The following is a 21559-nucleotide window of genomic DNA, read 5'->3' as shown; positions in this document are numbered from 1 at the left end:
CGAAGCCGCGCTGGAGCATCAGCGCGGCCCGGCGGACGTGGGTGACGTTGCGACGCGCGGCTTACGCACCTCCGAAGTGGATCTTCAGGCCGGCCTTGTAGACCCGACCCGCTCCCGGGCTCGACCACAGCACGTCGTTCTGCGTGGTGCCGTCGACCGAGCTGCCGGGAATGGCGTAGGGCCGGTAGTACTGGTTCAAGAGGTTGTCGATCGAGGCCGAGAACACGATGTCCTTGGTCGCGTTGTAGGTCAGGTACAGATTGACCAGCTCGTATCCCGTCGCGGGCAGATAGCCGGCGGGCACATCGTTGTTCGGACCGTACGAGGCCCACTGCGCGGTCAGGATCAGCGTGCGATCAAGCAGGCGAACACCGCCCGTGGTGACGACCTTGCGCGGCGTGATGGTCGCAAGCCCGACATTGGTCGCGACGTTCTTGCCCTGGATGTAGTGACCGGAGACACCGACGAACCAGTCGCCGGCATCGTACATCGTCTCCGCCTCAAAACCCTGGATCCGGGCGCTGGCGATGTTCTGGTACTGATAGTACTTGGCGAACGAGCCAAAGCCCGGGAACGCCACGAAGCCGAACGGCACGAGGTCGATGTAGTCGCTGACGTCGTTCTGGAACAGATTGATCTTGCCGCGGAACGAGTCGGATGCGCGGAAGATGTTGTCGTATTTCAGATTGAAGCCGACTTCCTTGTTCTTGCCGACCTCGGGGCGAAGGTTCGCATTGGGCAGGAAGCAGAACACGCCGGAGGTGCCGTCCGGACAGGCAAACAGGGCCGGTCCGCCACCGGTTGCGTGGGCGCCGGAGATGACCGTTTCCGTGATCGACGGGGCGCGGTAGCCTTCGGCGTAGCTCACATAGGGCTGGAAGCCCGGGACCGGCGTGACGCCGAGGGTGATCTTCGGCGAGAAGCGATCACCGCCCGTATTGGTACCGCCCGACTGCAGATTGTAACGGTCGTAGCGGACCGCGCTGACCGCCTCGAACCAGGTGCCGTAGTTCTGCTTCAACTGGAGGAAGCCGCCCGACACGGTGCGGATGCCGCTCGGCGTGGTGACGTTGGAATTGCCGCGGCCGTCGGTCGTGATGACATCGTCCTGGAAGGCATCGACGCCCCAGGTCAGCGCGTTGCGCCAGTCGGCAACGTCGAAGCGCGTGGTGTTGTTGGCATCGAAGCCGAACGTATTCAGCTTGTAGGCACGACTGGTACCGACGCAGCCCGAAATGTTGTTTCCGAGACCGCCGTTACAATAGGCCGTGGGGTTGCCGTAATCATAGGTCTTGGTCTGGTCGTTTTCGGTGCGGTTGGCGTAGGCCGACATGTGCCAGTCCCACAGATTGTCGCTCGGCAGCGCGTAGTTCCACGTGACGGTGCCGGTGTAGTTCTTGGCATCGGAGGCGTAGACCGACGAACCACGGTTCAACGCGATCAGCGCCGCCGATGTCGTCGGCCCTCGGTTGATCTGGCCGATGCTGTATTGATAGTCCTGGAACGTGGCGCCGAACTTGACCTCGTGGCCGAGCGCGGGGCGCACCGTCAGTTTCATCAGCCCGGCCTCGACCTGGTTGCCGGTGTTGCCGATCTCGGTGCCGTTGCCGTCCTTGTAATTGCCCTGCGTGCGGTAGACCGCGCCGCCGAAGATATCGACGTCGGGCGTGGCGCGCACGCCGCCGAACACCGAGCCGAGGCCGCGGCTGTTGTTGGAGCCGTAGGAGCCTGAGAGATCGACCCCCCAGCGCTCGCCGGGACGCAGCACGTCGTTGATATCCTTGGTCCGGAACGAGACCAGGCCGCCGATCGCGCCGGAACCGTAGATGTTGGCGGTCGGTCCGCGCACCACGTCGACGCCGCCGATCAATTCAGGGTCGAGGAAGAAGGAGCCGTTGGCGTTGTGACCGGTGCGTTGATAATTCTGCCGCGCGCCGTCGACCACGACGGCGACGCGGCCGAAATCCTGCAAGCCGCGGACATTGATGACGGTCGCGGGATCATCGCCGCGCTCCTGGAACGACACGCCGGGGACGTTATAGAAGATGTCCGACAGCCGGTTCGGCTGCAAACCCTGGATCTTGTCGAGCGAGACGGAGGAGACCGGCGCGAGCGAGTCGATCGCGCGCTCCTCGGTCTTGGTCGCGGCCACCGTGATGGTGTCGAGCGTCTGCACCGGCGCCGCGCCGCCGGCCTGGGCACGAGCGTTCATGACGTCAGGCTTGGCTTGCTGCGCAGGCTTGGCTTGCTGCGCAATTTGCGGCTTGGCCTGCTTGCGCTTGGCCTGCTTCGATCCTGCCGCCGAATCCTGTTCGGCCTGCGGCTGCGCCGTCTGCGCAAGACTGCTCTCCGCCGCCATTGCCGCGATTGAAACCACCGACGCGCCCAAAATCAGGGCGCGCGAATACCTAGCCCCGTCAGCCATAAACCCAACCCAATCATCTTGTGTCTTGTTGGCTGGCGTGCGCTAGCGCGAGGCGAGCGACTGGCTGGCTATTTGTGTGCGGGCCCCCAGCCCGCATCGTCCTGTTTGGTAACGTGGCAACACTCTGACGGTCAATGACGTCGGGTTGCAGTTTATATCGATTGTAAGTTGCTGCGGTTGGAATGCGCCTCACGCCGCTTATACAAACAAGCAGCACCTGAAATTTCGAAAGCGCATCGCAAGACCCATGTCAGCCGCATCCGGAGACAGCATCAACGACGCCGGAGGGCACGTGGAAAACCCTTCTGCAACAACGCGAACCCTGATGATGCGGGGCAATCGCATCGACAGCCGCGAGCTGTTTGCCACCGAGCGCGAGATCATGATCGCACACGGCGGGGAGAACTATCGCCTCCGCCTGACCTCGCAGAACAAGCTGATCCTGACGAAGTAGACCGCAATGACATTTTGTCGCACCCTGCTGTATCTGCTGCTGGCCGGTACGATCACACGCGCGCCCGCCGCCAACGCGGCCGGCATCGTCGTGCATGACGCACGCAACCGTGACGTCGCGGTCAACGACATCGCGCGCACGGTCGCGATCGGCGGCGCCATCACCGAGATCCTCTATGCACTCGGGCTCGAGAGCCGGCTGGTCGGCGTCGATACCACGAGCCTCTATCCGGCAGCCGCGCTGCACGACAAGCCGAACGTCGGCTACATGCGCCAGATCTCGGCGGAAGGCGTGCTCGGCCTCAACCCGACGCTGATCCTCGCGATCCAGGGCTCGGGCCCGCGCGAGACCATGGATCTCCTCGATACCGCAAAGGTGCCGCTGGTGCTGGTGCCCGAGACCTTCTCCGAGGACGGCCTGATCGAAAAGATCAGGCTGGTCGGCCATGCCATGGGTGTCGATACCCGCGCCGAATGCCTGAGCACTGCGGTCAGTGCCGACCTCGCCCAGCTTCGCGCGCTGCGCGCCAAGGTGACCAAGCCGGTGCGCGTGATGTTCGTGATGTCGCTTCAGAACGGGCGCGCCATGGTCGCGGGCCACAAGACGGCGGCCGACGAGATCATCCAGCTCGCAGGCGCCGCCAATGCCGTCGACGATTACGACGGCTACAAGATCATCGGCGACGAGGCGATCGTCGCGGCCAAGCCCGACGTGGTGCTGTCGATCGAGCGCGGCAAGGACTCGCTCCAGGCCGACGCGGTCTACACTCATCCCGGCTTCGCCCTGACGCCGGTCGCAGCCAACAAGAGTTTTGTGACGATGGACGGGCTCTATCTGCTCGGCTTCGGACCGCGCACGGCGGCGGCGGCGCGCGATCTCTCGGTCAAGCTCTATCCGGCGCTGGCTGATGGCGCATTCACGTCGGCTTTGTCGGCGGCGAATTGCCGGCAATGAGCGTGGCGGTCGAGACCGAGGCACGGGGACCTCGACGGCGCGCAGGACGGCGCTCCGCATCGCTGGCGATTCCGCTTCTGCTCATCGTGCTCGCCGCCACCGCAATCGTCGCGCTGACCGTCGGCGCGGCCGGCATTCCCCTCGCCCGGCTGCCGGCCGCGCTCGGCCTTGTCGCGGACGGCGCCGCGACGACCGTCACCGCGCGCGACCAGCTCGTATTGTGGTCGATCCGCATTCCCCGGATCGCGGCGACCGCGATGGTCGGCGGCCTGCTCGCGGCAGCCGGCGCGATCATGCAGGGGCTGTTTCGCAATCCGCTCGCCGATCCGGCGCTGGTCGGCGTCTCCAGCGGTGGCGCGCTCGCGGCTGCATGCGCGATCGTCTTCACCGATTCGCGCTTCGGCGAGGCATTTCAATTCCTCCAGACCGAGCTGTTGCCGCTCGCGGCCTTTGCGGGATCGCTGGTCACGACCGCGATTCTTTACGGCATCTCCAGCCGTGCCGGCAGGACATCGATCGCGATCTTTCTGCTCGCCGGCGTCGCCATCACCGCCATCACCAACGCCGGCATCGGGCTGTTGGTGTTCATCGCCGACGACCGCCAGCTCCGCGACATCACGTTCTGGATGCTGGGCTCGATGAGCGGCGCAACCTGGACCAAGGCCGCCGTGCTCGCCCCTGTCCTCGCGGCCGGGCTCGCCGCCTGCGCCTTCATCGCACGCGGCCTCGATCTGCTGGTGCTCGGCGAAGCCGATGCCTTTCACGGTGGGGTCGATGTCGAGCGCCTGAAAAGGATTGCGATCGTGATGGTCTCCGCCATGACCGGCGTCGCGGTGTCGATCAGCGGCGTCATCGGCTTCGTCGGGATCGTCGTGCCGCATCTGTTGCGCCTCGTCATCGGCCCCGCGCATCGCCTGCTGCTGCCGGCCTCGGTGCTGCTGGGCGCGATCCTGATGGTCGGCGCCGATACGCTCGCACGCACCATCGTGGCACCGGCCGAGATGCCGATCGGCATTTTGACCGCGGCGGTCGGCGCACCGGTCTTTTTGGGTATATTGCTGCGGCAACGCGGGCTCGCCTCACTATGAGCGCCGTGATCGAGGCGCGGGGCTTAAGCAAGCGCGCCGGCCGCGCGAGGCTGCTCGATGACGTCAGCCTCGGCGTCACAGCCGGCGAGATGGTTGCCATCATCGGCCCGAACGGTGCCGGCAAGTCGACCCTGCTGCGCCTGCTCTCCGGCGATCTCCACCCGAGCGAGGGCGACGTCAAGCTGAAGCAGCGCGACATCAACCTCTATACGCCCCGCGAACTTGCCGCGCGCCGCGTGATGCTGTCCCAGCACATCAACGTCACCTTCCCCTTCACCGTCGAGGAGATCGTGCTGATGGGCGCGGGCGATCGCAGCCCGCGCGAGGCGGGCCGGCTGGTCGACGCCGCGCTCGATGAAGTCGGCCTGTCGCATTTCCGCGAACGGCAATTGCCGACGCTGTCAGGCGGCGAGCAGCAACGCGCCCATTTCGCCCGCGTGCTGGTGCAGCTCGCCTGCGGCGAGGCGGAGCACGGACCCGGGCTGCTGCTGCTGGACGAACCGACCTCGAGCCTGGATCTGCGCCACCAGATCGACCTGGTCGAAGCCGCGCGCAGCCGCGCGGCCGGCGGCACGGCGGTCATCGCGATCCTGCACGATCTCAATCTCGCGATCCGCTTTGCCGACCGGCTGATCGTGCTGAACGGCGGCAAGCTCGCCGCCGACGGCCCGCGCAGCGATATCGTCACCCGCGAAACCATCCGCGAGATCTTCGAGATCGACGCCGTCGTCCATCAGGCCGACGGCGTGCCTTACATATTGCCGCAGTCGATGCGCGCGGTTGTGCCTGCGCCGCGATGAAGGTGCGCTCCCTCGCCCCGCTTGCGGGGAGAGGTCGGAATGCGCGCTGAAAGCGCGTATTCCGGGTGAGGGGGACTCTCCGCGAGTGCAACTCTCATCGTCCCCGCGGAGACTCCCCCTCACCCCAACCCTCTCCCCGCAAGCGGGGCGAGGTAAGAAAGCGCCGCGCTTCGCTACATGCCGGCACCGTAGCCTAGCCCGACGGCACGATCACCATGTTCTTGTCCTTCGGCCAGCGGACGCGCCAGGCGAAGTTGATATCCTTGACTTCACCGGGTTTGGCATCGAACGACCATTCCAGCACGCCGCGCTTGTCGCGGAGATCCTTTGCCGTGGGCGGCGTGGTCGCCGGCAGCATCTCGACGACGATCTCCTCGTTCTCGCTGACCGGGAGCTGATCCTCGATCGCGACGTGGATCGGGAAGTCGTGGCCGTTGCGGACGGTGGTCTTGAACGCACGCTCGTCGGTCTTCGACGTCGTCACGATCAGGCCCGCCGAACCCTCGTTGCGCTTGAGTACCGCGCGCTCGATCTTGATCTTATCGTCGGCGCCGAAGCCGAGCCGCACGATATCGTCCTTGGCCGAGGCCGAGAGCTTGCCGCGGCCGACGAAGACGCCGTCACGGTAGATCGCGACCTTGCCCGGCAGCAACGTCGTGTCGTCGGTCTGCTTGAAACTGGCTTCGAGGAACGCGGTAGGGTCCAGCACCGGTGCGGCGCGCACCGCGAGGTCAGCGGGCACGCTCATCGAGGCGATGCGCAGGCTCTTGGCCCCCTCGGCTGCGCCGAGGCTGACACGGCCCGGAATTTTGAAGGTCGCCTGAAAGCCGCCGATCTCAGCGGCGGCCTGCTGTTCATCGGCGCGCTCGCGCAGCTCGGATGAGTCGGCAACCTTGGCCGCGAAGGACGGAGGCTCCATCTTTCTCAACACGGGTGCGGATGCCGGCGCTGGCCTCACCAGGTCCTGTTGCACCATCTGCGGATATTGCGCCACCAGCGAGCCCAGCTCCGGTGCGCTGCCGCCGCGGGCGATGCGGACGGTGGAAACGCCGAGCGTGACATTCGACCAATCCTCGCCGGTCGACTGCGTGACCTCGGCGCGACGGACCAGCTCGAGCTGCGGCTTGCGGTCCTTGGCGCCGGTGTCGAGCCGGGCATCATAGAGCGGCAGCCAGCGCGCATTGCGCACGGCATAAGTGACCCGCAGCGTTGCCTTCGTCGCGGCTGCGGAGGCGATGTCGATGCGAACCTCGAGCTTGCTGGGCGGCTTGGCCGACCGGTCGGCTTCGAGTTGCGCGATCTGGCGATCGATCTCGCGCTGCTTTCGCGAGGCATCCCGGATCGCCGTTTCTGCCGCCGCGACTTCCTCGGCCACGGCGGTAAAGGCCGCGCGCCATTCGGTGATCGGGCGCGCCTCGCCCTTCTCGCCGAGACCGGCGGGTGAGGCTTCGGCAAAACGCTGCGCGAATTTGCGCCGGGCGGCCGCAGCATCGATCGCGCCTTGCAAATCGGCACGCTCGTCCTTGAGCGCCTCGATGCGCTTGTCGAGCTCAGGGAGATTCACCGGCGGCGCCGCACGCGGCGGCCGCGCATCGATCGTGCCGATGGTGAGTTTTGTACCCGCCTCACCCTCGACGCGGAGCGAGGACGGGTCGAGCGAGAGCGGAAAATCCTTCGCGACCAGGGTGCTGTCGCCGGAGGCAAGATCGACCGCGATCACGCGGGTGACGGTGGCGCCATCAGGATAGACGGTGACGGTGTCGATGGCCGATGTGGCGTCCACATCGGCGGCCCATGAGGGCGCGGCGAGCGCCGTGGTCACCAGGACCAGGCTCGTCGTCGCCAGACATCTTGCGATCGTGCGCATAAACTTCTCCCTGCCGATATCGCCGCGCCGCCAGCCGGACGCTGCGAAAACATGCCACGCCATCGTGGTGAGACGCGGCAGGGAAGGAACTGGTTCGATTGGGGTTTCCGTTGGGCGCGGCTGCGGCAGCACCATGGCCGCGGAACGCGTCACCGCGCCGCGGCACAACCGGGACTCAGAAGCCGAGTTCAGGCCGGCTCGTTCAGGCTTGGATTGTTCAGGCTTGGATTGTTCAGGCTGGCTTGTTCAGGCTTGGCTCGGCGAACCCTGGCCGAAGATGCGGCGGAGCAAATCGGTCACGTTGCGGGCGCCGGCCTTCTTCAAAATGCTGGCACGATAGCCTTCGACCGTGCGTGCGCTCAGATGCATGCGACGGGCGACCTCCTTGTTGGTCAGACCGGCGGCAAGATGCACCAGCACGTCGTTCTCGCGCGCGGTCAGGGGTTCGCAACTGGGCAGCCAGCGGTGCCTGGTCGAATCCGGCTGGGCCGACTCGTCGATCGCGGCATCGATCCGGTCGACGACATCGCGGGTGCGAAACGGCTTCTCGATAAAGTCGGCCGCACCGCTCTTGATCGCGTCGACCGCCATGGCGATGCTGCCGTTCGCCGAGGTCACCAGGACCGGCGCCATGCAGTTTTCCTCGCGCAGGCGCTTGAGCACCTCGAGCGCGGAGCGATCCGGCGGCATCTCCAGCAACACGCAGGCCGGCATCCGCGCCTTGGCTTCCGACAGCAGCGACGCGCCGTCGGCGAAGCAGATCACGTCATAAGCACTCTGCTGGAGCGCGTTGGACAATTGTTCGCGGGAGGCGGCGTCGGTTTCAATGACGAATACCTCACCCTTGGAAAGCATGTTTCCCGGCATAATCCCGATCCAGTAATGTCTTGGTCAAATGATTTGAGACGGCCGGGGGCCCCATCGCGCCCCGCCGTCATGAGCACGGCATTCACGCCGGTGCTTCGCTTTCCCTTATGTATGTTCCGCCCTGTTCCCGGATTTGACGGATCGGGACAGAAACTTTACATTTCGGGACATCTGCGGGAATGGCTGACAGGAACGGGTCGCATGACCGACCTCATTCGCAGCGCAGGCTTGAGTTGTTACCCGGAGGTCGCCCGGTCGGTCGGGCTCGACCCCAGGCAGATGATGCGCAAGGTCAGACTGCCGCTGACCGTTCTCGACAAGCCCGATACGCCCATCGCGGTCCCGGCCTTACGTCGCTTGCTCGAATTGTCGGCAGAAGCCTCCGGTGCCGAAGATTTCGGCTTGCGGCTCGCCGAGCGCGGCGGCCTGACCAATTTCGGCGCGGTTGGCCTGATCGTGCGCGAACAGGCGACCGTCGGCGAGGCGATCGAAGCATTCTCCCGCTTCATCCATGTTCATCACGACGGCATGAAGCTCGACGTCGTCAGGGACAAGCAGACCGTGACCGTCACATTGCATCTGCGCGGCCGGCAACCGACGGCCCCGCGCCAGTCGATCGACATGGCGCTGGGCAGCGTCCATCGCATCATCCAGTCGCTGTTCGGAAGTGACTGGCGGCCGCAGGAGGTGCACCTGCACTACCCGCCGCCGCACGACCGCAAGCGCTACCGCGACTTCTATGGCTGCCGCGTGATCTTCAACGCGGAGGAGGACTCGATCCAGTTGTCGACGCACGACATGGAGCGGCGGATCCCGAGCGCGCATCCCCTGATCGCAAGCTATCTGCGCAAGCGGATCGAAGCGATCGAGACCCGGCCGGCGAGCTGGGAGCAGAAAGTCGACGAGGTCGTGCGCAGCCTGCTCGCGAGCGGCGACTGCACGGTCGAACGCGTGGCCGAGCATCTTGCCTGCACCCGCCGCACCATTCACCGGCACCTCGCCGAAGCCGGCACCAGCTTCTCGGCGATCCTGGATGCGCAGCGCGCCGATCTCGTGATCCAGCTGATCGAGGACCCCGGCCGGCCGCTGGCGGATATCGCCGCACAGCTCGGCTTCTCGGCGCAGAGCGCGATGGCGCGCTGGTTCCGCGGCCGCTTCGGCTGCACCATCACCGACTGGCGCAAGGGCGTACGGCCGCCGACGGCGAACGCAGCCTGACTCAGCGTGCCGGGGCCGGCACGCCCATGATGGCGAGTGCACGCCGGGGGCTGCCGGCAAGCAGCGGTCCGAACGCGGCGGCAAAGCCGAGGAACGCGACGATCCAGCCGCAGGCGGCAATGTGCAGCAGCACATCGCCATGCGCTGGCAGCATCACGGCAGTAACCCGCGCCAACGCCGCGACGATGATCGCAACATAGATGGCTTGCGTCGCCAGTGATGCCGTCAGCGCCTGCCCGGTATGGCCAAGGCTCGCGCGCGTCATCACCGCGAGCGTCATCACTCCGGCGGCGCCCGTCATCCAGGCGTGAATGCCGGCACTCGGCGGCAGCGCGCCGAAACCAGCCAAGGCGTTCAGGAGGAAGCCGAGCGGCACGAAGGCGTAGCCGACATGCAGGATCAGCAGCAACCGCTCGCGCGTGGTGCGATCGCCGGCCCAGCGCGCGAGCCGCACCAGATGCAGCAAGCCGACAAATGCCATCGCGACAGCGGTGATCGCATTCAGCGGCGCCACGATCCAGGCGATGAGCGTCAGCGCACTCAACCCGACCACCACGCCGTCAAACCGCCCGAACGGCACCGGCAGGCGGCCGGGGTTGAACTTGACCAGCCAGTTGCGGGTGAAGCTCGGGATGATGCGGCCGCCGATCAGCGAGATCAGCAGCACGACCACGCCGATACCGACGCGGATGCTGACATCGGCCGCGCCCTCGTAATGCGCTTCGAGATGGAAGGCGACATTGCCTGATAGCAGCACCAGCACGAGCACCACGACGGGCAGATTGCGCCAGTTGCCGCCGGCGATGATCTCGCGCGTTGCGGCCGCAACGACCAGCGCCAGGAAGGCCGCGTCGACGGCGAGCGCGAATGCCCAGCCGATCTCGGCGGACAGAACCACCGCCCCGCGCCCGGCAAGCCAGACCACCAGCAGCACGCCCAGCGACGTGCCCTGGATCGGCAGCCGCCCAGTCCAGTTCGGGATCGCCGTGAACAGGAACCCGGTGATCACAGCCGGCAGGAAGCCGTAGAGCATCTCGTGGACGTGCCAGTCCCGCGGCGCAAAGGCCGACGTCACCGACAGCTCGCCATAGAACATCGGCAGCCAGACCAGGATCGACAGCCCGGCCTGGATCGCGGCGAGCAGGAAAAAGGGCCGAAAGCTGTTCGCAAACAGCGGCCAGCCCTGAAAGTTACGGGATCGGGCGCCAGCCATGGGGCAACTCCTGTGAATTCGGATCGTCGGCTGGAAAAATACTGCCGTCCGGCCGGTCCGTTTTGCGCTATCGCAAACACCCCGACGATTGCAGGTGCCATCACACTCCCTGATGCCAAGGAGGCAGTATGGCCAAGGTCGACACATCGCTGGTTGCGCATTTGCCGCTGTTTGCCGGCGTCAAGCCGGAAGACCTCGAGGAGATCCTGCGCGAGGCCCGATCGGTGCGCTATCCCAAAAACACCGCCATCTTCGAGCAGGGCGCGGATGCGCAATCCTTCTTCCTGCTGCTGCATGGGCATGTCCGCGCGGCCAAGACCACGCCGACCGGCGAGCAGATCGTGGTGCGCTATGTCGCGCCCGGTGAAACCTTCGGACTGGCGATGGCGATCGGCGCCGCACAGTATCCGGCAACGGCGATGGCGGTCGACGACAGCGTCGCGCTGATCTGGCCGAATTCGGCCTGGCCGCGGCTGATCGAGCGGTTTCCGGCGCTTGCCGCCAACACGATGCAGACCGTCGGCAAGCGGCTGCAGGAGAGCCACACCCGCATCCTGGAAATGTCGACCCAGCAGGTCGAGCAGCGCGTCGCGCATGCGCTGCTGCGGCTCGCCAGCCAATCCGGCAAGAAGCTCGATCACGGCATCGAGATCGATTTCCCGATCAGCCGCCAGGACATCGCGCAGATGACCGGCACCACGCTGCACACGGTGAGCCGCATCCTCAGCGGCTGGGAGAGCCAGGGCCTGGTCGAGAGCGGCCGCCAGCGTATTATCCTGCGCGATCCGCACCGGATCGTCGTGCTGGCAGAACGCAGCCCGGACAGTGGTGCGGGCTGACGATAGGGGTGAGGGCGCCTCCGCTTACGGCGAAAGCTCGCCCTCACCCGGGAGGCTGCGCGCCCCCGCGCAGACTCCAATTCGCCTCATGCCGGCACGCATTCGCTCAGCGCGGCGAGAAACTTGTCGCGGTCGATGCCGTGCTCGCGGCAGGCATCGTCCACGGTGTGGAAGGTTGCGATCGGACAGCCGACACAGGCCATCCTGAAGGCGAGGAACACGCGGATCGTGTGCGGGGCCGCACGCATGATGTCATCGACCAGATCGTCGGATCGGAAGGGCATGGACAACTCCGTTCCGAAAAGACGATAGCGGAGCGGAGCTGCGCTTCTTTGCTGAAGCGCAAGCTGGCGGCGACTACACCGCCCGGCTGTGCAACTGCTTGCCCGGATCGAGATGCGCATCGAACGCGGCGGCCACGCTGCGGACCAGGAAGCGCGAGTCGCTCGCGACCGCGAGGCGATCGCCGTCGAGCCTGACGACGCCATCCGAGATCAGCGGCTTCAGCCGCGACGCGGATTGCAGCATCGCCTCCGGCTTCGCGCCATGGCGCGCGCAGATGTCGCCGAGATCGGCGCCGAACTCGCACATGATGCGCTCGATGATGTCGGCACGCAGCCGGTCGTCATCGGTGAGCCCATAGCCTTTCGCGGTGGCGAGGCGGCCATCCGCAATGCGTTGCGCATAGGCACCGATCTGCACCGCGTTCTGGACATAGCCCTGCGGCAGATGTCCGATCGCGCTGGCGCCAAAGCCGAGCAGCACCTCGCTCTGGTCGGTGGTGTAACCCTGGAAATTGCGCCGCAGCGCCCCCTGCTCGAAAGCCACCGCCATGGCGTCATCGGGACGCGCGAAATGATCGAGCCCGATCTGCACATAGCCGGCCTCCTTCAGCGCGTTGGCGATGGCGCAAGCCTGGTCGTGGCGCGCGAGGCCGTCCGGCAGATGCTCCTCATTGATCATGCGCTGGTGCTTCTTGAAATCGGGCACATGCGCGTAGCCGAACACCGAAAAGCGGGCCGGCGCCAGTTCGAGCGAGCGCCGCACCGTGTCCAGGCACGATGCGATCGTCTGGTGCGGCAGGCCGTAGATCAGGTCGAAATTGATCCCCCTGATGCCGGCGCGCTGGAGCATGTCGACGACGGAGGCCGTCTGCTCAAAGCTCTGCACCCGGTTGATCGCGCGCTGCACGACCGGATCGAAACTCTGCACGCCGAGGCTCGCGCGGTTGACGCCGGAGAGCCGCATGGCCTCCACCATCTCCGATGTCAGCGTGCGCGGATCGATCTCGACCGCGATCTCGGCCGAGGGCAGCACGAAGAACGCCTGGCGCATCGCCGCCATCAACTCCGCAAAGGCCTCCGGCGCCATGATCGTCGGCGTACCGCCACCGAAATGGATGTGCTCGACCTTGATGCGGCGCCCGATGGGATCGGCGACCCCTGAGATTTCGCTGCGCAGCGTCCGCTGATAGGCAGCGATCAGCCCGTCGCGGCGAACGATCTGGGTATGGCAGCCGCAATACCAGCACATCTCGCGACAGAACGGCACGTGCAGATAAAGCGATGCGCTGGCGCCCGCGGGCAGCTCGGACAGCCAGCGTGCGTAGGCGTCGGCACCAACCGCCGGCGAGAAGTGCGGCGCTGTCGGATAGCTCGTGTAGCGCGGCAGTCTCTCTTCGCCGTAGCTAGCTGCGAGATCAGTCCTCATATCTTACCCATTCGTCGATTGATGCCGCCTGCGGATACGGCAAGCTGCGAATGGCACTGGATTACCCGCTTTCAAACCCGCGACCTTGCGCTCGCTCAAAGTCCGAGCACTGTGCCGCACACCGGAAAACCTCTTAAGGAATTCACCGGAGGCGAATCCGGCAAAAGCTTGTCGCAGCGCAAACACTCTTGCCGCAACAGGCGCACACTGCATCCGTCATCAAAACCCTTTCACATGAAGGATGCCTAGCGATGTTCACCCGCAGAGCCGCATTGATCGGCGCCGCCGCGACCGCCCTGATGCTCGCGACACCCGCCTTCGCTGCCAGCGATCTCAAGCTGCCACGACAGAAGGTCGAGCTGGTCGCCCCGCCCTTCGTGCACGCGCACGAGCAGGCGACGACGCAAGCGCCCAAGATCATGGAATTCAGGATGACCATCGAGGAGAAGAAGGTGGTCATCGACGACAAGGGCACGACCTTCCAGGCCATGACCTTCAACGGCTCGATGCCGGGCCCGCTGATGGTCGTGCATGAAGGCGACTATGTCGAGCTGACGCTGGTCAATCCCGCGACCAACACCATGCCGCACAACATCGACTTCCACTCCGCGACCGGCGCGCTCGGCGGCGCCGAGCTCACGCTGGTCAATCCCGGCGAGCAGGTCGTGCTGCGCTGGAAGGCGACGCGGACCGGCGTGTTCGTCTATCACTGCGCCCCGGGCGGCCCGATGATCCCCTGGCATGTCGTCTCCGGCATGAACGGCGCCGTGATGGTGCTGCCGCGCGACGGGCTGAACGACGGCAAGGGCCACGCGCTGAAATACGACAAGGTCTATTATGTCGGTGAGCAGGACATGTACGTGCCGCGCGACGAGAAGGGCAATTTCAAGTCCTACGACTCGCCGGGCGAAGCCTTCACCGACACCGAGGAGGTGATGAAGAAGCTGATCCCCTCGCACGTCGTGTTCAACGGCAAGGTCGGCGCGCTCACCGGCAAGAACGCGCTGACGGCCAAGGTCGGCGAGAACGTGCTGATCGTGCATTCGCAAGCCAATCGCGACAGCCGTCCGCATCTGATCGGCGGCCATGGCGACTATGTCTGGGAGACCGGCAAATTCTCCAACCCGCCGGAGACCGGGCTCGAGACCTGGTTCATCCGCGGCGGCTCGGCGGGAGCGGCGATGTACAAGTTCCTGCAGCCCGGCATCTATGCCTATGTCACGCATAACCTGATCGAGGCCGCCGACCTCGGCGCCACCGCGCACTTCAAGGTCGAAGGCAAGTGGAACGACGATCTGATGACCCAGGTGAAGGCGCCTGCTGAGATACCGGCTCCCAATACCAACTAGACGCGACAAGGGGCCGGCCATCGCCGGCCCCTTCTTCTTTCGGGGGAAAGTCATGCTGATTGCATTCAAGCTCAAATTACTCCTCGCCTGTGCCGCCGGGTTCGCAGGACCGCTGGCCGTTGCGCCGCTGGTCTCCGAGATGTCGACGCGCGGCACGCAGGGCGAGCCTGTGATCGTCGAGATCGTGGCGGGCAGCTTCGCCTATCGCGAGGCCGGCGACTTCACGCGCGCCGGGCAACAGGCCGAGGCGCCGCTGCGCACACTGCAGTTCACGCGGCCGCTTCACATCATGCGCGAGCAGGTCTCCTCCGCGGACTACCAGCTTTGCGTGCGTGACGGCGAGTGCCACGCGCTCGATCGCGGCGTGACGATCGCGCCCGACCGCCCCGCGGTGCAGGTGAGCTGGCACGATGCACAGGCCTATGCCAGCTGGCTGTCGCGCAGGACCGGCCATCACTATCGCCTGCCGAGCGATGCGGAATGGGCTTTCGCGGCAGGCTCCCGATTCAAGGACGATGGCGCGCCGGTCGACGCGGACGATCCCGCAAAGCGCTGGATCAGCCGCTATGAGCGCGAATCCGAACGCGACCTGTCCGACACCACGGCCTATCCATTCGGCAAGTTCGGCCTGAACGAGCGCGGCGTGTCCGATCTCGCCGGCAATGTCTGGGAGTGGACCTCGACCTGCTTCGTGCGCTCGCGCGTCGACGCTTCAGGCAATGCCGGCCGCCCGACGGTGAATTGCGGCGTGCGCGTCGCCGAAGGCGCGCACCGCGCCTATGTCACGGACTTCATCCGCGACGCTCGCGCCGGCGGCTGCGCCCAAGGCGTGCCGCCCGCCAATCTCGGCTTCCGCCTCGTGCGCGAGGAGCGGTCGTGGGTGGCGAGCGTGTCGGCCCGGTGGGGCAAGGTGTGGGCGAGGTCGTAACCACACACGCCGTCGGCGCTGCGCGATCAAATCGCGCGCGCAAACATCCGAAAGCCCGGCGCGCCGATGATCGCCTCGAAGGCGGGATCTCGTTTCTCTTCCGCCAGGACAAAGCCGGCCTTGGCATAGGCGCGCTCGGCGGGCTCGTTGCCGATCAGGAACGAGATCGTCGCGCGGGCAAAGCCGGCCGCCCGCCCCTTCTCCAGCGCATGGGCGATGAGCGCCTGCACCAGGCCGCGGCCGCGATAGGCGGGATCGGTTGCGACATGCTCGATCATCCAATCGCCTTCGCCGCCCTGCACCCAGCAGGCCCGCGTGTAGGCGGCGCGTTGGCGGATGGCATCCAGCTCTGAAGCCGAAAGCCCGGTCGCAAAACCGACTTCCTCGACCGCGCGCCAGGCCGAGAGCCCGGTGTTCGCCGCAGGCACGGCGCAGAGCGCCGCGACCGGCTTCCCGTCGATCTCAGCAACCAGGAACTGCGAGACGTGCCACATCGACACCGTGCGTGCCGTCGTCACGCGCGCGATGAAATCGAGGCATTGGGATTCGGGCCAGCCGAGCGCGACGTCGAACCAGCCGCGCGACCGGTAGCCGCGCATCGATGACAGGATGATTCCTGCGATGAAATCGGCGTCTTCGGGACGCGCAGACCGTATCGTCATGCGCGCCCCTTGCGACGACCTTACGTGTTCTTCAGCGCGACGCGGAATTCGGCTTCGGTCTTGGCCTTGACCTCGTCGAGCGTGACGCCGTCGGCGAGCTCGATCAGCGCCATGCCGCCGTCGCCGTGCTTGTCGATGGTGAAGACGGCGAGATCGGTGACGACCATGTCGACCACGCGCTCGCCGGTCAGCGGCAGATTGCACTTCTTCAGGAGCTTGGCGCCGTCCTTGGCGGAATGCTCCATCACCACGACGACGCGCTTGACGCCGGCGACGAGGTCCATCGCGCCGCCCATGCCCTTGACCATCTTGCCGGGGATCATCCAGTTGGCGAGATCGCCGTTCTGGGCGACCTGCATGGCGCCGAGGATCGACAGATCCATATGGCCGCCGCGGATCATGCCGAAGGAATCCGCGCTCGAGAAATACGAGGTCGACGGCAGCTCGCTCACGGTCTGCTTGCCGGCGTTGATCAGATCGGCGTCCTCTTCGCCCTCATAGGGGAACGGGCCCATGCCGAGCATGCCGTTCTCGCTCTGGAGGCTGACGTCGACGCCATCGGGGATGTAGTTCGAGACCAACGTCGGGATGCCGATGCCGAGATTGACGTAATAGCCGTCACGCAATTCCTTCGCGGCGCGCGCAGCCATCTGTTCACGGGTCCAGGCCATGTGACTCTCCAGTGTTCTTAGTTGCGCGGGCGGGTGTTGCGGAATTCGATGCGCTTCTGGGCCGTGCCGACCTCGACGATGCGCTTCACGAAGATGCCGGGCGTATGGATGTGGTCGGGATTGAGTTCACCGGCGGGAACCAGATGCTCGACCTCGGCCACCGTGATCTTGGCGGCGGTCGCCATCATCGGGTTAAAGTTGCGCGCGGTCTTGCGGTAGATCAGGTTGCCGGCGGTGTCGCCCTTCCAGGCGTGCACGATGGCGAGGTCGGCGAACAGACCGCGCTCCATCAGATATTTCTCGCCGTCGAACTCCTTCACTTCCTTGCCTTCGGCGATCAGCGTGCCGACGCCGGTCTTGGTGTAGAAGGCCGGGATGCCGGCGCCGCCGGCGCGAATGCGCTCGGCCAGGGTGCCCTGCGGGTTGAATTCGAGTTCCAACTCGCCGGCGAGGAATTGCTGGGCGAACAGCTTGTTCTCGCCGACATAGGACGAGATCATCTTCTTGATCTGGCGGGTCTCGAGGAGGCGGCTGAGCCCGATGCCGTCGACGCCGGCATTGTTCGAGACAACCGTCAGACCCTTGACGCCGGAGTCGCGGATCGCATCCGACAGCGACTCGGCGATGCCGCAGAGGCCGAAGCCGCCCGACATGATCATCATGTTGTCCTTGAGAACGCCCTCAAGAGCCGACTTGGCGTCGGGATAGACCTTGTTCATGCAAAAACCCTCGACTGAAGCTGCGGCCGGCAGGCGTCGCGCCCTTATTGGCGGCGATTATTAGGCGAAATCGTCCGAAGCCGTCAATGATACGGGGTTCTCCGTTCCGAGAGCCGGTGGTAGAAGCTGCCCACGCCGTGGGCAGACCCGTCCGCGGCCTTGAAAGCGACAAGAAAACCCATCAAGTTGCGGGGGTTGGGCGTGGGGGCGCGCAGGTTTCCCGCCCCGCCCTTTTGGCTCCAGCGACCAACCCGATCAGGACATGCCATTGACCATGGCCCAAGGAATGAAGCGCCTCGGGACGCCGATCGCGGCGCTGCTCGGCGTCGCGCTGATCGCCCTGATCGCGACCTCCTGGCTCATCAACCGCGACGCGTTGCGCAAGGCGGTGGAAGCGCAGATTCGCGACGTCACCGGGCTCGAGCTCAGCGTAGCCGGCAACATCGACATTTCCGTGCTGCCGGCGAGCTACATCTCCTTCCATGACGTCGGCCTCAAGGGCGGCGGCACCGCCGACCCTGCGCTCCATGTCGACGTGCTCACCGCCAATCTCAGGCTCCTGCCGCTATTGCTGCAACGGTTCGAGATCGCCGACCTGACGCTGCTGCGGCCGCACATCCATGTCAGCCTGAAGCCGGACGGCGAGAGCAACTGGACCCCCTTCATCCAGACCATCGCCCGGACGATGAAGCCCGGCGCCGACAGCCAGGTCTCGTTCTCAGAGATCAGGATCCAGGACGGCGTGCTCAACTACGAGGACGTCGCCACGCAAGCCACCGAGAAGTTCGAGGACATCGATCTGTCGCTGGCCTGGCCCTCGATCTCCCGCTCCTTTGCCGCGACCGGGCAGTTCGACTGGCGCGGCGAGCGCGTCGACGGGTCGATCAGCTTTGCCGATTTCGTCGCGGCACTTTCGGGCGACCGCTCGGGCCTGAAGGCGCGGATCGCAAGCGCGCCGCTCAAGCTCGCCTTCGACGGCAGCGTCGCCAACCGCACCAGCCCGATGATGGAGGGCACGCTCACCATCGACAGCCCGTCCTTGCGCAACGCGCTGCGCTGGGCCGGCCAGCCGCAGCCCGGCAGCGGCGGCTTCGGTCGCTTCGCGCTGAAGGCGCGCGCCAATGTCGTCGGCGCCTCGATCGCGCTGACCAACGTCAATGTCGAGCTCGACGGCAATGCCGCCGAGGGCGTGATGACCTACGCCAATAACGGCCGGCAGACGCTGCAGGCGACGCTCGCCGCCGACGCGCTCGACTTCACGCCTTATATCTCCACCTTCCGCCTGCTCGCGAGCGGCGCGCGCGACTGGAACAGGCAGCTGTTCGATCTCAACGGGCTTTCCAGCACCGACCTCGACATGCGCCTGTCGGCAGCCAGGCTGACCGTCGGCCCGACCAAACTCGGCCGCACCGCGATCGGCGCGAATTTGCGCAACGGCACGCTGGCGCTCTCGGTCGGCGAGGCGCAGGTTTATGGCGGCATCGCCAAGGGCTCGTTCGGCATCTCGCGCTCCGACAGCGTCGCCGACATCAAGGCACAATTCCAGTTCACCGACGTCGATCTCCAGGCCTGCGCCTCCGAACTGTTCGGCCTGAACAAGCTGTCCGGCCGCGGCAATATCAACGTGTCGCTCCTCGCTTCCGGCTCCAGCCCGTTCGGCCTGGTGCAGTCGCTCGACGGCACCGCCACCGTGACCGGGCATGACGGCGCGATCGCGGGCTTCAACGCCGAGCAGCTCTTGAAACGGCTGGAGCGCCGCCCGCTGTCCGGCGGCGGCAATTTCCGCAACGGCTCGACGCCCTTCGACAATCTCACGATCGCCGTGAAATTCGCCGACGGGATCGCCACCGCCGAAGACATCCGCATCGAGGGACCTTCGGCGAAGATCACGCTGACCGGCACCGCATCGGTGCCGACGCGCGAATACGACATGAAGGGTGTGGCGAGCCTCAACACAACGTCCGGCTTTCAACTGCCCTTCATGGTGCAGGGCCCGTGGGACGATCCGCTGATCTTTCCCGATCCCGAGGCCCTGATCCGCCAGTCGCCTGCGGCGTCTCCTTTCCTCGATCTCCTGAAGCAGCGCATCACCGGCGGAAAGCGACAGGCGCCGGAGGGATCGCCGACGGCCGAGAACGCCAAAGAGAGCGCGAAGTCCAACTGAGGACGGCGTCCGCGACATCAGCGAATTGATCGGGGCGAATTGATGCGGCGATCGCATCGATGCCCGCGTTAAGCATCTCCTTTAGCCTGATACCCCTCGACCTAGGTCTGACAACATGCCGCTAGATCGGATAGCGGCCATGGGCTAGTGTTTTATCCGACCGGTTAAAACACCGGCGGCTTGAGGGAGAAAAACGTGAAATCCAAGGTTATTGGCGCAGTATCACTGGCGGTCGCTGCGGCCGGGCTGTTTGCAGCCGCTGCACCCGCATTTGCGCAGCAAAAGACGATTACGGTCTGGTGGGGCAAGGGCTTCTATCGCTCCGAAGACGACGCGCTGCTCGAGACGATCAAGAAGTTCGAAGCCAAGACCGGCATCAAGGTCGAATTGTCGCAGTACGCGATCCAGGACATGATTCCGAAGACGGTCGCCGCACTCGACGCCGGCACCGTGCCCGATGTCGCCTATTCCGATTCCTATGACGTGCAGGCGCAGGGCAAGTGGGCCTATGAGGGCAAGCTCGAGGACCTGACCGACGTCATGGAGCCGATCAAGGACCGGTTCGTGCAGAACACGCTGGACGCCTCGATCCTCTATAACGACGTCACCAAGAAGAAGGCCTATTACGGCTTCCCGCTGAAGCAGCAGAGCATGCATGTCGAGATCTGGAGCGACATGCTCGAGAAGGCCGGCTTCAAGGTCGCCGACATCCCGACCGACTGGGCAGGCTACTGGACGTTCTGGTGCGACAAGGTGCAGCCGGCGATTCGCAAGGCCACCGGTCAGCGCATCTACGGTGTCGGCCAGCCGATGGGCGTGGAATCCACCGACGCCTTCCAGTCCTTCTACACCTTCATGGACGCCTATCACGTCAAGCTGGTCGACGACGACGGCAAGCTGCTGGTCGACGATCCCAAGGTGCGCGAGAACCTGATCAGCGCGCTGAAGGACTACACCGACACCTACATCAAGGGCTGCACCCCGCCCTCCTCCACGACCTGGAAGGATCCGGACAACAACGTCGCCTTCCACAACAAGACCATCGTGATGACCCACAACTTCACGATCTCGATCGCGGCGAAGTGGTTCGAGGATTCGCAGAACCAGGCGCTCACGCAAGAGCAGCGCGACGCCGGCAAGAAGGCCTATGAGCAGGACATCGTCACGGCGTCCTTCCCGAAGGCGCCGGATGGTTCGACCATCCGCTACCGCTCCGACGTCAAGACCGGACTGATCTTCACCGCGGCCAAGAACAAGCCCGAGGCCAAGCAGTTCATCAGCTTCCTGCTCCAGGAAGACAATGTCCGCCCCTATATCGAGGGTGCGCTCGGCCGCTGGTTCCCGGTGACGAAGGAAAGCCAGGCCAGCCCGTTCTGGCAGGCCGACAAGCATCGCAAGGCGGTCTATAATCAGTTCACCGGCGGTACCGCGCCGTTCGACTTCACCAAGAACTGGAAGTTCACGATTCTCAACAACGAGAACATCTGGGCCAAGGCGATGAACCGGGTTGTCAGCGAGAAGGTCCCGGTCGACAAGGCCGTCGACGAGATGATCGCCCGCATCAAGCAGGTTGCAGGCTGAGTTTCTCTTTCTTCCTCTCCCCGCTAGCGCGGGGAGAGGCAAAACGCTAA

Annotated in this window: 19 protein-coding genes; 10 read left to right on the top strand and 9 right to left on the bottom strand. The window is 65.4% G+C overall.

The genetic code is table 11. The features are described from left to right. Window positions 1–61: 61 nt before the first annotated feature. Window positions 62–2425: a TonB-dependent hemoglobin/transferrin/lactoferrin family receptor gene (locus tag QA645_RS09290; protein ID WP_283049759.1), complete on the bottom strand. Its 2364-nt coding sequence runs from the start codon at window positions 2423–2425 to the stop codon at window positions 62–64. A 247-nt stretch (window positions 2426–2672) separates the two neighbouring features. Between QA645_RS09290 and QA645_RS09285 the strand changes: the two genes are divergently transcribed. From QA645_RS09285 to QA645_RS09270, 4 genes are read left to right on the top strand one after another with little or no spacing between them, the layout of a single operon-like run. Beyond that, the gene (locus QA645_RS09285) at window positions 2673–2879 is read left to right on the top strand and encodes a hemin uptake protein HemP (RefSeq protein WP_283049757.1); all 207 of its coding nucleotides are present in this window, start codon (window positions 2673–2675) and stop codon (window positions 2877–2879) included. 6 nt (window positions 2880–2885) lie between these two features. After that, window positions 2886–3833 (top strand): hemin ABC transporter substrate-binding protein, encoded by a 948-nt coding sequence (locus QA645_RS09280; RefSeq protein ID WP_283049755.1) that lies wholly within the window; start codon window positions 2886–2888, stop codon window positions 3831–3833. After that, window positions 3830–4921 (top strand): iron ABC transporter permease, encoded by a 1092-nt coding sequence (locus tag QA645_RS09275; protein ID WP_283049753.1) that lies wholly within the window; start codon window positions 3830–3832, stop codon window positions 4919–4921. Before QA645_RS09280 ends, QA645_RS09275 begins: the two co-directional genes overlap by 4 nt. Then, a complete protein-coding gene (locus tag QA645_RS09270) occupies window positions 4918–5721 on the top strand; it encodes a heme ABC transporter ATP-binding protein (protein ID WP_283049751.1) in 804 nt (267 codons plus the stop codon). The genes QA645_RS09275 and QA645_RS09270 overlap by 4 nt, the downstream gene beginning before the upstream one ends. 193 nt (window positions 5722–5914) lie before the next feature. Here QA645_RS09270 and QA645_RS09265 read toward each other — a convergent pair whose 3' ends face one another. Then, the gene (locus tag QA645_RS09265; protein ID WP_283049749.1) at window positions 5915–7588 is read right to left on the bottom strand and encodes a mucoidy inhibitor MuiA family protein; all 1674 of its coding nucleotides are present in this window, start codon (window positions 7586–7588) and stop codon (window positions 5915–5917) included. 246 nt (window positions 7589–7834) lie between these two features. Beyond that, entirely contained in the window at window positions 7835–8455 is a 621-nt protein-coding gene (locus tag QA645_RS09260) for a response regulator (protein WP_254133832.1), read from the bottom strand. Between the two features lie 201 nt (window positions 8456–8656). Here QA645_RS09260 and QA645_RS09255 point away from each other — a divergent pair, with 201 nt between their 5' ends. Then, the gene (locus QA645_RS09255) at window positions 8657–9673 is read left to right on the top strand and encodes an AraC family transcriptional regulator (protein ID WP_283049747.1); all 1017 of its coding nucleotides are present in this window, start codon (window positions 8657–8659) and stop codon (window positions 9671–9673) included. A gap of 1 nt (window position 9674) precedes the next feature. Here the strand turns inward: QA645_RS09255 and QA645_RS09250 are convergent, their stop codons facing one another. Beyond that, entirely contained in the window at window positions 9675–10886 is a 1212-nt protein-coding gene (locus QA645_RS09250; RefSeq protein ID WP_283049745.1) for an NnrS family protein, read from the bottom strand. 128 nt (window positions 10887–11014) lie between these two features. Between QA645_RS09250 and QA645_RS09245 the strand changes: the two genes are divergently transcribed. After that, complete coding sequence (locus QA645_RS09245; protein WP_283049743.1) at window positions 11015–11725, top strand: Crp/Fnr family transcriptional regulator; 711 nt, start codon at window positions 11015–11017, stop codon at window positions 11723–11725. An 86-nt stretch (window positions 11726–11811) separates the two neighbouring features. Here the strand turns inward: QA645_RS09245 and QA645_RS09240 are convergent, their stop codons facing one another. Both QA645_RS09240 and hemN read right to left on the bottom strand, forming a co-directional pair. Further along, window positions 11812–12009 carry a DUF1858 domain-containing protein gene (locus tag QA645_RS09240; RefSeq protein ID WP_234680425.1) on the bottom strand — a complete coding sequence of 66 codons (198 nt, stop codon included), beginning with the start codon at window positions 12007–12009 and terminating at the stop codon, window positions 11812–11814. Between the two features lie 73 nt (window positions 12010–12082). Beyond that, window positions 12083–13435, bottom strand: coding sequence for an oxygen-independent coproporphyrinogen III oxidase (gene hemN / locus QA645_RS09235; RefSeq protein ID WP_283049739.1), 1353 nt, complete (start codon window positions 13433–13435; stop codon window positions 12083–12085). Window positions 13436–13686: 251 nt separating this feature from the next. Here hemN and nirK point away from each other — a divergent pair, with 251 nt between their 5' ends. Then, complete coding sequence (gene nirK, locus QA645_RS09230; protein WP_283049738.1) at window positions 13687–14784, top strand: copper-containing nitrite reductase; 1098 nt, start codon at window positions 13687–13689, stop codon at window positions 14782–14784. Window positions 14785–14836: 52 nt separating this feature from the next. Continuing rightward, window positions 14837–15712 carry an SUMF1/EgtB/PvdO family nonheme iron enzyme gene (locus tag QA645_RS09225; protein WP_283049735.1) on the top strand — a complete coding sequence of 292 codons (876 nt, stop codon included), beginning with the start codon at window positions 14837–14839 and terminating at the stop codon, window positions 15710–15712. 26 nt (window positions 15713–15738) lie between these two features. On the opposite strand, the gene QA645_RS09220 is transcribed toward QA645_RS09225, so the two are convergent. The 3 genes from QA645_RS09220 to QA645_RS09210 are packed head-to-tail and all read right to left on the bottom strand — an operon-like array spanning window position 15739 to window position 17764. Further along, entirely contained in the window at window positions 15739–16374 is a 636-nt protein-coding gene (locus tag QA645_RS09220) for a GNAT family N-acetyltransferase (protein ID WP_283049733.1), read from the bottom strand. Window positions 16375–16394: 20 nt separating this feature from the next. Next, on the bottom strand, window positions 16395–17045 hold the full coding sequence (locus QA645_RS09215; protein WP_212298191.1) for a CoA transferase subunit B: 651 nt from the start codon (window positions 17043–17045) through the stop codon (window positions 16395–16397). 17 nt (window positions 17046–17062) lie between these two features. Further along, a complete protein-coding gene (locus QA645_RS09210; RefSeq protein ID WP_283049730.1) occupies window positions 17063–17764 on the bottom strand; it encodes a CoA transferase subunit A in 702 nt (233 codons plus the stop codon). Window positions 17765–18038: 274 nt separating this feature from the next. On the opposite strand from QA645_RS09210, the gene QA645_RS09205 reads away from it, so the two are divergent. Continuing rightward, complete coding sequence (locus QA645_RS09205) at window positions 18039–19928, top strand: AsmA family protein (protein WP_283053144.1); 1890 nt, start codon at window positions 18039–18041, stop codon at window positions 19926–19928. 195 nt (window positions 19929–20123) lie between these two features. After that, window positions 20124–21509, top strand: a complete 1386-nt coding sequence (locus QA645_RS09200) for an ABC transporter substrate-binding protein (protein WP_254133842.1) — start codon at window positions 20124–20126, stop codon at window positions 21507–21509. Window positions 21510–21559 lie beyond the last annotated feature (50 nt).

The organism is Bradyrhizobium sp. CIAT3101 (assembly GCF_029714945.1).
GTDB lineage: Bacteria > Pseudomonadota > Alphaproteobacteria > Rhizobiales > Xanthobacteraceae > Bradyrhizobium.
The sequence above is the reverse complement of the archived record's forward strand: the minus strand, read 5'-3'. Positions and strand labels throughout refer to the sequence as shown.